12 protein-coding genes are annotated in these 11,867 nt (G+C 62.6%); 8 read left to right on the top strand and 4 right to left on the bottom strand.

The features are described from left to right. Window positions 1-35: 35 nt before the first annotated feature. The 3 genes from folE to KHO23_RS17125 form a co-directional block, all read right to left on the bottom strand. A complete protein-coding gene (gene folE, locus KHO23_RS17135; RefSeq protein WP_211612401.1) occupies window positions 36-674 on the bottom strand; it encodes a GTP cyclohydrolase I FolE in 639 nt (212 codons plus the stop codon). A 123-nt stretch (window positions 675-797) separates the two neighbouring features. Then, window positions 798-1,727 carry a LysR family transcriptional regulator gene (locus KHO23_RS17130; protein ID WP_211612400.1) on the bottom strand — a complete coding sequence of 310 codons (930 nt, stop codon included), beginning with the start codon at window positions 1,725-1,727 and terminating at the stop codon, window positions 798-800. A 415-nt stretch (window positions 1,728-2,142) separates the two neighbouring features. Continuing rightward, window positions 2,143-2,286, bottom strand: a complete 144-nt coding sequence (locus KHO23_RS17125; protein WP_211612399.1) for a hypothetical protein — start codon at window positions 2,284-2,286, stop codon at window positions 2,143-2,145. Window positions 2,287-3,010: 724 nt separating this feature from the next. On the opposite strand from KHO23_RS17125, the gene KHO23_RS17120 reads away from it, so the two are divergent. The 5 genes from KHO23_RS17120 to pcaC all read left to right on the top strand — a co-directional run bounded on the left by KHO23_RS17120 (window position 3,011) and on the right by pcaC (window position 7,497). After that, complete coding sequence (locus KHO23_RS17120) at window positions 3,011-3,715, top strand: 3-oxoacid CoA-transferase subunit A (RefSeq protein WP_211612398.1); 705 nt, start codon at window positions 3,011-3,013, stop codon at window positions 3,713-3,715. Window positions 3,716-3,725: 10 nt separating this feature from the next. Then, entirely contained in the window at window positions 3,726-4,385 is a 660-nt protein-coding gene (locus KHO23_RS17115) for a 3-oxoacid CoA-transferase subunit B (protein ID WP_211612397.1), read from the top strand. Between the two features lie 543 nt (window positions 4,386-4,928). Next, the gene (locus KHO23_RS17110; RefSeq protein ID WP_211612396.1) at window positions 4,929-6,308 is read left to right on the top strand and encodes a 3-carboxy-cis,cis-muconate cycloisomerase; all 1,380 of its coding nucleotides are present in this window, start codon (window positions 4,929-4,931) and stop codon (window positions 6,306-6,308) included. A 5-nt stretch (window positions 6,309-6,313) separates the two neighbouring features. Further along, window positions 6,314-7,105: a 3-oxoadipate enol-lactonase gene (pcaD, locus tag KHO23_RS17105; protein ID WP_211612395.1), complete on the top strand. Its 792-nt coding sequence runs from the start codon at window positions 6,314-6,316 to the stop codon at window positions 7,103-7,105. After that, a complete protein-coding gene (pcaC, locus tag KHO23_RS17100; protein ID WP_063499972.1) occupies window positions 7,102-7,497 on the top strand; it encodes a 4-carboxymuconolactone decarboxylase in 396 nt (131 codons plus the stop codon). Before pcaD ends, pcaC begins: the two co-directional genes overlap by 4 nt. Before the next feature lie 123 nt (window positions 7,498-7,620). Here pcaC and KHO23_RS17095 read toward each other — a convergent pair whose 3' ends face one another. Beyond that, entirely contained in the window at window positions 7,621-8,322 is a 702-nt protein-coding gene (locus KHO23_RS17095) for a TetR/AcrR family transcriptional regulator (protein ID WP_211612394.1), read from the bottom strand. 403 nt (window positions 8,323-8,725) lie between these two features. Between KHO23_RS17095 and KHO23_RS17090 the strand changes: the two genes are divergently transcribed. Genes KHO23_RS17090 through KHO23_RS17080 form a run of 3 tightly spaced genes read left to right on the top strand, consistent with a single transcriptional unit; the run spans window position 8,726 to window position 11,866 of the window. Beyond that, on the top strand, window positions 8,726-10,330 hold the full coding sequence (locus KHO23_RS17090; protein WP_211612393.1) for a 6-hydroxynicotinate reductase: 1,605 nt from the start codon (window positions 8,726-8,728) through the stop codon (window positions 10,328-10,330). 31 nt (window positions 10,331-10,361) lie between these two features. After that, a complete protein-coding gene (locus KHO23_RS17085; RefSeq protein WP_211612449.1) occupies window positions 10,362-11,300 on the top strand; it encodes a UPF0280 family protein in 939 nt (312 codons plus the stop codon). Continuing rightward, entirely contained in the window at window positions 11,276-11,866 is a 591-nt protein-coding gene (locus tag KHO23_RS17080) for an amino acid synthesis family protein (protein WP_211612392.1), read from the top strand. The genes KHO23_RS17085 and KHO23_RS17080 overlap by 25 nt, the downstream gene beginning before the upstream one ends. Window position 11,867: the final 1 nt, after the last annotated feature.

Here is an 11,867-nt window from a genome sequence, read left to right as displayed (position 1 = left end):
GCCAGCTCCGCCGAGCGGCGCGGCCGAATCGCGACTCAGGTATTGGCGACCGCCACCACGCCGGGATTGCCCACGATCGACAGAAATTCGCGACGCGTCGACGGATCGGTGCGGAACGTGCCCAGCATGCGCGAGGTGACCATCGTGACACCGGCCTTGTGCACGCCTCGCGTGGACATGCACTGATGCGCGGCTTCGAGAATCACGCCGACGCCGGCTGGTTGCAACACGTCGTTCAGCGTATCGGCGATCTGCACGGTCATCTTTTCCTGGATCTGCAGACGCTTGGCGAACGCATCGACGAGGCGCGCCAGCTTCGAAATGCCAACCACCCGATGCCCGGGGAGATAGGCAACGTGCGCCCGCCCGATGATCGGCACCATGTGGTGTTCGCAATAGCTCTCGAAGCGGATATCTTTTAGCACGATCATTTCGTCGTAGCCGTCCACTTCGGAGAAGGTGCGGGCGAGGATCTCGCGCGGATCGACCTGATAGCCCGCGTAGAACTCCTCATAGGAGCGCACCACGCGAGATGGCGTATCGATCAGGCCTTCGCGCTGGGGATCGTCGCCGGCCCAACGCAGCAGCACGCGTACTGCTGCTTCGGCTTCTTCGCGGCTGGGGCGCTCCGCTGCGGCCGTGGGTTTGGTTTTCTTCGGTTTGCTGCTGGCCATCCGTCGCTCCTCTGGGATCGCGCGTCGACACTAGACGGAGCGCGCGGGGTCAATGAGTGAGGCCATTGTTCCATGTTTTGCGCCGTGTCGTGCCGATGACCCTTTCGCGGACGGGGCAGGGGCTCACTTCGGCCACTCGTCCATGGCGTCGTTGAAGAGCTCGGCGACGATACCGCGCAGCCAGCTTGCCCGCGGATCGTTATGAAACTTGCGATGCCAGTGCTGCCGCAGATCGAAGCGCGGCAATGGCAGCGGCGGTTCGACCAGCGTGATCGACGCATGCTCCGACACGTACGCGAAGCCGATGGCGTGCGGCACTGTCGCGAGCAGGTCGGTGCGCGCGAGGATAAACGGCAGACTCATGAAGTGCGGCGTTTCGAGTACCGCGCGGCGCTTGATCCGTTTCTTCTCCAGGTAGTGTTCGAGGACTTCCTGGCTGCGTCCTTCGGCACGCACGACGGCGTGGCCCGACGCCATGTACTGAGCCAGTGTGAGCGGCGCCTTCGAAAGGGGATGCCCCGTGCGCATGAGGCAGATGAATCGATGGGTGAAGAGCCGTTGCTGGAAGAAGTTGTTGCCTGACAGATCGGGGAAATAGCCTACGGCGAGATCGACGTCGCCCGATTCGAGTCCTCGTTCCACGTGCGAGGGCGAGAGCGACACTGAGCGCAGATTCGCATACGGCGCGCGTTCGGCAAAGAGTTGCAGGAGCCGCGGCAGGAAGACGATTTCGCCGACGTCGGAGAGCGCGATGGAGAACGTATGGGTGCTTGTGGCCGGATCGAAGTCCTGGACGTCGAGCATGCCTTTCTCGATCCGCAGAAGCGCGTCGCGGGCGGCGGGGAGGATGGCGAGCGCGCGCGGCGTGGGCTCCATGCCTTTTGATGTTCGGACGAAGAGCGGATCGTCGAAGTACTCCCGCAGGCGGCCTAGCGCGGTGCTGACGCGGGGCTGGCTGACGCCGAGCTGGTCCGCCGCGCGGCTGACGTTGCGGGTGTCTTCCATTGCTACCAGGTAGGGGATCAGGTTTAGATCCAGGTTTGAGTCGGACATGCTGGTTGGTGCCTGCGGCGCTTTTTGGGGGTTTGGGTATTTGGTTTCTGGATAGAGGGTAGTTTAATAATCTTGGTTTGGGATAGTGGTTTTTTGCCGTGCGGCGCTTTGGTTGGATGTGGTTTTGTGGTGTTGGCCTTTCGTTGATCTGGAATCTTTGGCCTTTCCTTGTTTTGTTAGTGGTCTATTAGCGTTGCCCCTGTGCGGGGCGGCACCTACTTTTCTTTGCCTGCCGCAAAGAAAAGTAGGCAAAAGAAAGCGGCTCACACCGCTAATTTTTAAGCGGGTCCCCTGGCTCGGAGGGGGTAGTGGTGCATCTGGAATCCGTGTTCTCGCACATTCGGCGTGAGTGACAAGGGCGTCATTCTTCCGGCGGCGCTGCGCGCGCCGAAGCCCATTTCACAAAACCAGTCACTTACGTTTTCACGCTCGCGTTTGCCTCAGTATCGTGGCCCGCCACCGCCACCGCCACCGCCACCGCCACCGCCACCGCCACCGCCACCGCCACCGCCACCGCCACCGCCACCGCCACCGCCACCGCAGCACGCTTGCGCTTCATTTGGCGTACGGCTTCGCACATTAATGGGGTGTGCGGACCTTATCGTTTGAATATTTGGGGCATCGCCGAGGCGAAGCCGGTGGCCCCCACCGCCCGCAAACGAAGCCCGTGGTTTCCCATGCATACCCATCCGCGACGCACGCAGTGCGGAGTGGGAGCTGATGAGCGTTTAGTCACTAACGCGGAGTGTGCGAGGGCCCGGATTCCAGATGCACCACTGCCTCCTCCGAGCCAGGGGACCCGCTTAAGAATTAGCGGTTTGAGCCGCTTTCTTTTGCCTACTTTTCTTTGCGGCAGGCAAAGAAAAGTAGGTGCTGCCCCGCACAGGGGCAACGCAAATAGACCGATAAGAAAACAAGGAAAGGCCAACACCCTAGGCATACAGACAAACAAAGCGCCACAAATGCAACCAACAAAAAGCCCCCAAAAACCAGACGAGACAACAAAGCAAACCGCCCCGCCGGGCAACCAAAAACCTATGATTAAGGGGAATCCCCAGCCTTGACAACCCGCCCAAAGGGCAACCATAATCACCTCAACGGTTCGCTAACCGAATCCATGTTCATATATCGAACAAATCGAAAGCGAACAAACCAAAGGCGCCAGCCCGCATCCTCAACCGGCGAGCCGCCGCCAGTCCAGGCACGGAGACCGTCCCGCACAAGCTCTTGCCTGCAAAGGCAAAAAGCCCACCGGCACGCAGCGCCCTCAAAGGAAATTCGACATGATCAACAAGATTTTCGAGTCACTTCAGTCGGCGGTTGCCGATGTACAGGACGGCGCGACCGTCATGATCGGCGGCTTCGGCACGGCCGGCATGCCGTCGGAACTGATCGACGCGCTCATCGAACAAGGCGCGCGCGAGCTCACCATCGTCAACAACAACGCCGGTAACGGCGACATCGGCCTCGCGGCGCTGCTCAAAGCCAAACGCGTGCGCAAGATCATCTGCTCGTTCCCGCGGCAATCCGATTCGTATGTGTTCGACGCGCTCTACCGCGCGGGCGAAATCGAACTCGAATTGGTGCCGCAAGGCAATCTCGCGGAACGCATTCGCGCGGCAGGCGCGGGCATCGGCGGGTTCTTCACGCCCACTGGCTATGGCACCAAACTCGCCGAAGGCAAGGAAACGCGTCTGATCGACGGTAAGCATTACGTGCTGGAGTCGCCGCTGCATGCGGACTTCGCGCTGATCAAGGCGTTCAGGGGCGACCGTTGGGGCAATCTGGTCTATCGCAAGACCGCGCGCAACTTCGGCCCGATCATGGCGAGCGCGGCGAAAACGGCCATCGCGCAGGTATCGCAAGTGGTGCCGCTCGGTGAGCTCGATCCGGAACATATCGTCACGCCCGGCATCTTCGTACAACGCGTGATCGAAGTGCAGCAAGCTGCGCATCACGCCGAGCTTGCATCCGCGACCGCAGCCTGAGGAGACCGACATGAAAAAACTGACCCGCGATGAAATGGCCAAGCGCGTTGCCCAGGATATCCCTGAAGGCGCTTACGTGAACCTCGGCATCGGCGTGCCCACGCTGGTGGCCAACCACCTCGGTGCCGACAAGGAAATCTTCCTGCACAGCGAAAACGGCTTGCTGGGCATGGGCCCGGCCCCGGCAAAGGGCGAGGAAGACGACGAACTGATCAACGCCGGCAAGCAGCACGTCACGCTGCTCACGGGCGGCGCCTACTTCCATCACTCGGATTCGTTCGCGATGATGCGCGGCGGCCATCTGGATTTTTGCGTGCTCGGCGCGTTCCAGGTGTCGGCGAAAGGCGATCTGGCGAACTGGCACACCGGCGCGCCCGACGCGATTCCGGCAGTCGGCGGCGCCATGGATCTCGCCATCGGCGCGAAGCAGGTCTACGTCATGATGGAGCACCTGACAAAACAGGGCGAAAGCAAGATCGCCGCGGAATGCACGTACCCGGTCACGGGCGTGAGCTGCGTCGACCGAATCTATACGGACCTCGCAATGATCGACGTCACCGATAAGGGTCTCGTCGTGCGCGAGATCTTCTCGGACATCGATTTCGATGCGCTGCACAAACTGACCGGTGTGCCGCTGATCGACGGCACTCAAGCGGCTCGCGCGGCCTGAGCATAGCCGGGCAGCCGGACGCGGCACGAGTCTGCGCGCTTGTCTCGCGGAGAAGCCGGAACGCAGGCGAGGCGAGCGAAATGCGCGCGCCGCGCCTGTGTCCCGGCTCTTGCGCAAAACGCGCATGCCGTGCCAGCGTCCCGGCTCCGTTGCCCGGAACACGCACGCCGCACCAGTGTTCCAGCTTCCTTGAGCAAAACGCGCATGCCGTGCCAGCGTTCCGTCGTCATTGCGCAAAACGCGCATGCCGTGCCAGCGCTCCGCCGCCATCGCCCAGAACGCGCATGCCGCAGAATTGCTGCGTGTCACCGGGCATCACGGCGAATAGCGCACAGATGGCCTATACGGCAGATGCGGTGGGCAGATGTAGCTGGGAGACACGCGCATCCGACCCGCCGTCACGACGATGTTCGGAGCACAATGCGCCACAACGCCGTGTGCGGTACGCTCTCAATAGATAGCGCGTCTGGGCGCGCCTCACAGCGCGTCCAGGCCGCTCCGGCGAAACCTTCTCTTCCGATTCCCTAGAAAATCGACGCCACCATGCTCGACTCCAGCGCCCGTCTGACCGGCCTTCTTTGCGGCACACAGCCGATGAACGACATCTGGGCGCCGCGTGCCACGCTGCAACGGATGCTCGATGTCGAAGCCGCGCTCGCGCGCGCTTCGGCTGCCCATAACGTGATTCCGCCCAGCGCCGTGGCCGCGATCGAGGGAGCCTGCCAGGCCGATCAGCTCGACGCCGACGCACTCGCGCGCGACGCGGCGCTCGGCGGCAACCTCGCGATTCCGCTCGTCAAACAACTCACCGCGCGCGTCAAAGCGGCGGATGCCGAGGCGTCGAAGTACGTCCATTGGGGTGCGACGAGTCAGGACATCATCGATACGGCGACGGTGCTGCAATTGCGCGACACCTTCGATCTGCTCGACAGCGGTCTGCAAGCCACCTGCGATGCACTGGCGAAACTCGCAGCCACCCATCGCGCAACGCCGATGATCGGCCGCACCTGGTTGCAGCAGGCGCTGCCCATCACGCTCGGCCTGAAATTCGCGCAGTGGCTCGACGCGTTGCTGCGTCATCGCGAGCGGCTCGATGCGCTGCGTGCGCGCGTGCTGGTGCTGCAATTCGGCGGCGCGGCCGGCACGCTGGCGAGCCTGCGTGACGCGGCGCCGCACGTCACGCAATCGCTGGCGCAAGAACTCAAACTCGCTGTGCCCACCTTGCCGTGGCACACGCAGCGCGATCGCATGGCCGAAACAGCGTCTTTATTCGGCATGTTGATCGGCACGCTCGGCAAAATCGCGCGCGATATCTCCTTGCAGATGCAAACCGAAATCGACGAACTGGCCGAGCCCGCCGCAGCGGGCAAGGGCGGTTCGTCGACGATGCCGCACAAGCGCAACCCGGTCGGCTGCGCTGCCGTGCTGACAGCCGCGACGCGCGCGCCGGGGCTGGTGGCCACGGTGTTCGCCGGCATGGTGCAGGAGCACGAGCGCGCGCTCGGCGGCTGGCAAGCCGAGTGGGACGCGCTGCCGGACCTCGCGCGCCTCGCAGGCGGCGCGCTCGCCAACATCGAACAGATCGCGGTGGGGCTCAACGTGAATGTGGCGCGTCTCGCTGCCAATCTCGACGTCACGCACGGATTGATTCTCGGCGAAGCAGTGATGCTCGCGCTCGGCGACAGCATCGGCAGGCTCGATGCGCACCATCTGGTTGAACGCGCATCGAAAGCGGCAATCGCCGAGCGCAAGACGCTCTTCGACGTGCTCTCGGCGGACCCCGCCGTGACCGGCCATCTTTCGCTCGAGCGCCTGAAGCAACTGCTCGATCCCGCTCAATACGTCGGCCAGGCCCACGCTTATGTGGACGCCGCGCTGGCGCTTCATCACGCGCGCGCCCAGCGCGCCATTTCCAAGGAGTAACCGGCATGCCCTACGCCGCAGTCAACGGTACCGAGCTTCATTATCGAATCGACGGTGACCGTCACGGCAATGCACCGTGGATCGTGTTGTCGAATTCGCTCGGCAGCGATCTGTCGATGTGGACGCCGCAGGTCGCCGCGCTGTCCAAACACTTCCGCGTGCTGCGCTACGACACGCGCGGTCATGGACACTCGGAAGCGCCGAAAGGTCCGTATACGATCGAGCAACTGACCGGCGACGTGCTCGGTCTGATGGACACGCTGAAGATCGCACGCGCGAATTTCTGCGGTCTGTCGATGGGCGGCCTCACTGGCGTCGCATTGGCCGCGCGTCACGCGAATCGTCTCGAGCGCGTCGTGCTGTCCAATACGGCGGCGCGCATCGGTTCGCCGGAAGTGTGGGTGCCGCGCGCCGCACGTGCCCGCACGGAAGGTATGCTCGCGCTGGCCGAGGCGGTCCTGCCGCGCTGGTTCACCGCCGACTTTATCGAACATGAACCGGTGGTATTTGCCATGATCCGCGATGTGTTCGTGCATACCGACAAGGAAGGCTACGCATCGAATTGCGACGCTATCGACGCCGCCGATCTGCGCCCTGAAGCCCCCAGTATCAAGGTGCCGGCGCTGGTGATCAGCGGCACGCACGATCTGGCCGCCACGCCGGCACAAGGCCGCGAACTGGCGCAAGCGATTCCGGGCGCGCGTTATGTCGAACTGGAGGCTTCGCATATTTCCAACATCGAGAGAGCCGAGGCCTTCACGAAGACGGTGCTCGACTTCCTGACGGAGCAGAAATGAACGACGAAGACCGCTACGAAGCCGGACTCGATGTGCGCCGCGCGGTGCTGGGTAGTGCGCATGTCGACCGGTCGCTCGCGAATCGCACAGAGTTGACCGACGAGTTCCAGAACTTGATTACCCGCTACGCATGGGGCGAAATCTGGACGCGCGAAGGTTTGCCGCGCCACACGCGCAGCCTGCTGACTATCGCGATGATGGTCGCGCTCAATCGCAGCGAAGAACTCGCCCTGCATTTGCGCGCCGCGAAAAACAATGGCGTGACGCGCGAGCAGATCAAGGAAGTGTTGCTGCAAACCGCGATCTATTGCGGTGTGCCGGCGGCGAACTCGGCGTTTCACCTGGCCGATAAACTGTTCCGCGAAGACGACGCGGCAGCGGCAAAGCCGTAACGATGCTGCAATACGGACGCGGCACTCGCCGCGTACCGAGCACTGGCGCCGTTTCTGCAACGCCTGTCTCCCACCGCAATCATGCGGCTCAGAGCCTGAAGCGTACATCGGACGAAACGCGCTTCAGGCAATCCTGCTCTCGCTCATCACCGCCGTTTCAGTCGGCAACTGCAAGCGCACCGCGCGCAACACCGTGTCCTTGATGACCTCGCGCCAATGCGCGAGCGCAACCTCATCCATCAGGGGTTCGCCGAGAAACGCACCTAACGTGTACTGATTGGCGTTATAAAAATAACCGAGCGACGCGATCATCAGGTACACATCACGCGCCTTGACGTCGGTACGAAAGACGTTTTGCGCCTTGCCCGCGTCCAATAGCTTCTGCACGACCGAAATCGCATAGCCGGAAATCTCCTTCAGCTTTAACGATTTCTTTGCGTGTTTGCCCTGATGCAGATTCTCGCTCGACAGCAGCGTGACGAACTCGGGATGATCGAGGTAGTACTGCCAGACGAATTCGACCATCTGCTCGAGGCCGTGCAAGGGATCGTCCAGATCGAGATCGAGCTTGCTTTCGGCCTCGTTGAACTGCGCGTAGATCGTCTCCAGGACTTCGACAAACAACTGTTCCTTGCTGCCGAAGTAGTAATAGATCATCCGGTCGTGCGAACGCGCGGCCTTCGAAATACTTTCGACCCGGCCGCTTGCAAAGCCCTGTTTTGCAAAGACCTTGATGGCCGCTTTGAGAATCTTGGCGCGCGTATCTTGTGCCTGCTTCGCTCGGATGCCGATAGCGCCCGGCTTGCGGGCGGCAGTGGGACTCATGGCGGTCTCGGATCTCTTTGTTAGCGTCGGGTTGAACGGCATGCGCCGTAGCCGCTTAGGTGCACCGAGGTGCACCGAGGTGCGGTTAGGCACAGCGCGCCTTCATCATACAGCCCATATTACGCGCGACGAAATGCCCTGCGCGATCGCGTGCTTCGGCGTAGATTGAATCGTGATTCATAGGGCAATGCCGCGCCGCAGCATTCAGCTCTGCGCTGGGAAACTCGTTGCGCAGTCTATTTTGATCGAGTAGATTTCATGCAAGTTTGGTGTAGCGGATACTACACGAACGGTGAGTGACCGCAACATGGAAAAATGCGGATCACGCGAAAGTCCCTTTAAAAAGGGGCTATTCGTCAGCCGGGCAGGACCGATTGTAATGTCGTCGTATGGGAACCCCGCCATGACAGAACATACGAAGGTCGATTTCGGTGCGGACAGCGTCGACGGCGAAACCGCCTCGACACCGGGTCCGACCGTGCTGGAGAAAGCGACGCCACGCAGCGAGCGGATGGCGTCGAACAAGATCGAATGCAATGCGTGCCCGGTGTTGTGCCAGATATCGGAAGGCCGCACCGGCGCATGCGATCGTTATGCGAATGCCGACGGACGGCTGATTCGCGTCGACCCCGTGGTGTTTCTGTCGCGTACGGCTTTAACCGAAGCGAATACGAGCGGTGCGGATGCGACGGTCGAATTTGGTGCATCGTCCGAAGCACGCGATCCTGCTGCGGAGCAGGCGCTTTTCGTGACCGGCATTGGTGCATCGTCTACTTATCCTGACTACAAGCCCGCGCCTTTCATTGTTTCCTCGAAGCTCGACGACGTCGACATGATCACGGTCGTGACCGAGGGCATTTTCAGCTATTGCAGTTTCAAGGTGAAGATCGATACCGACCGCTTTCTCGGGCCGGAGCAATCGAACGTGCGTTGCCACGGTGAGATCGTGGGGCATGTGACCACGGCGGAGTATGGCTCGCAGATGCTGAGCCTCGGCGGCGTCCATCATCTGACTGGCGGCAGCAAGAAAGAAGGCCGCGTAACGTGCGACATGATGCTCGCGCTAGGCAACAAGGAAGCGGTGGAGTTGAGCATTGACGGCGGCGCAAGTCTGGTGATTCGTGCGGGCGCGGCGCCGATTGTCGACGGCGTCGAAGAGCGGCGTATGCGGGTGGGCTGCGGGTCCGCCACCATCGGTATCTTCGCCAAGCAATGGTTCGGTCACGCCGACGAAGTGGTGGTGGTCGACGATCACATCACCGGCGTGCTTACTGAACATCAGGCGGGCCGCTGCCTCGGCATGACGCGCTCAGGTCTGAAGATTCGCGGACGCAAATCGACCCCGGGCCGCTATTTCCAGGTCGCGAATCCCGGCACCGGGTGGGGCGGCACCGATATTCAGGACCCACTCGCGATTGTCGAAGGTTTCGATCCCGCGGTGGCGAAGCCGGGCATGCGCTTGTTGATGGTGTCCACCACCGGCGAACACGCGCAGTGGTATGAGCTCGATCAGGACCTCGTGCCGCGTATCGCCGCGATGCCGGATGCTGTGCGCCACACGGTTGAACGGATCGGAGAGAATTGCGAACCGTCGCTCGCTACGGTGCTGTTTCTCGGCGGCGCGGGCGGTAGCTTGCGAGCGGGCGCAACGGAGAATCCGGTCCTGCTCACACGCGCCATCAAACAGAAGCTGGTCAACGTAACATGTGGCGGGGCACCCGCGTATGTGTGGCCGGGTGGCGGCATCACCGTCATGGTGGATGTTTCGCGCATGCCCGATCGATCGTTCGGCACCGTGCCGACGCCCGCGATCGTCGCGCCGATCGAATTCACCATGACGTATGACGCGTATCGCGATCTCGGCGGCCATCTCGACGCGGTGCGTTCGCTGGAAAGCGTACTGGCGAACGGGCCGGAGCATACGGAAGGGGCGCCGCTCGCGCGCAGGACTCTGGCGCGTAATCCAGACAACCCATGGCCGCCCGCCATGCCGCCGATGCTTGGCTAACGGCGTCACCGTGACCGATGCGACGAACCCGATGAACGCAACCCGCACCCGGCTCGACGCGGCCCGCTGGCATTGGCAGCATGGGCCGATCGATCTGATCCTCAGCGCGGACGGCGAACCCGCGGCGGTGCACGCCGCGTACGAGGCGTGCTGGGCGCGTTTTGTAGACGTGTTGCCTGAATTGGTCGCTGAGTTGAAGCTGCTGCGGCGGCCTGTGCCGAGCGACGCGGCGCATGGCGATTGCGTGTTGAAAGGTCCCGTGGCCCGCCGTATGTGGAGCGCATGTCATCCGCACCGCGCGCGCTACGTCACGCCGATGGCGGCGGTTGCAGGCAGCGTCGCGGATGAATTGATCACGGCGTTCGCGCATGAAGGCATAGCGCGCGCCTTCATCAATAACGGCGGCGACATCGCACTCCATTTGACCGAAGGACAACAGTACCGTGTGGGCGTGTTCGCCGATCTGGCAGCGTCCTCGGGCGCGAGGCTGTCAGGCGATCAAGCGTTAGACGCAAACCTGACGCTCGACGCCGCCATGCCGGTTCGCGGCGTCGCGACAAGCGGCTGGCGTGGGCGTAGCTTCAGCCTGGGGATTGCCGACAGCGTGACGGTGCTAGCCCGCAACGCCGCCACCGCCGATGCCGCCGCGACGATGATCGCCAACGCCGTCAATCTGGACCATGCGGGCATTGTGCGCAGGCCGGCTTCCTCGTTGAAGGACGATAGCGATCTGGGCGACATGCTCGTGACCGTCGACGTGCCGTCCTTGCCGCCACCATTGATCGATTTCGCATTGACGCGAGGCTTCGAGGCAGCGCAGCGTTTGCAGGAACAAGGCTTGATCGAAGGCGCCGCGCTGTTCCTGCAAGGGCGGGCGCGCGTGGCCGGTACCCATCGCAATGGCGCGTTGTTCACGAACTGCGCTGAAATAACAACGGAGGCTCCGTGTTCGAATTACGCCGCGTGCTGACGCACGTCGAAGACATTTTCCACGAGTTCGGTCCCGCACCCGCGCAGCCGTTGCGGCGCGGCGCGATTGCCGCGGTAATGACGAATCCGTTCGCCGGCCGCTACGAAGCTAGAATCGAGCCCGCGATGGAAGCGCTCAAGCCGATCGGCCTGGACATGGCGCAACGGCTGCTGGCGGCAATGGCCGTGCCGCACGCGTCGATCGAAAGCTACGGCAAGGGCGCAATCGTCGGCTCGCGTGGCGAACTCGAGCATGGCGCGTTGTGGCATGTCCCCGGCGGCTATGCGATGCGCGAATTGCTGGAGAAAAACGGTGTGCCGACCAATGCGATCGTGCCGTCGACCAAGAAAGTCGGCGCGCCTTCCACCGCGCTCGACGTGCCGCTGACGCACGTCAACGCGAGCTACGTGCGCAGCCATTTCGACGCGATCGAAGTGCGTGTGCCCGGTGCCCCCGCCGCGGACGAACTGGTGGTTATCCTCGTGATGAGCACCGGGCAGCGCGTGCATGCGCGTGTCGGCGGGCTTGCGAAAGAGGCGATTGTGGGCAAGGACGGTTTGCGTTGAG

This window comes from Paraburkholderia haematera (genome assembly GCF_905220975.1).
Taxonomy (GTDB): domain Bacteria; phylum Pseudomonadota; class Gammaproteobacteria; order Burkholderiales; family Burkholderiaceae; genus Paraburkholderia; species Paraburkholderia haematera.
This window is presented reverse-complemented; position numbering and strand designations above follow the sequence as displayed.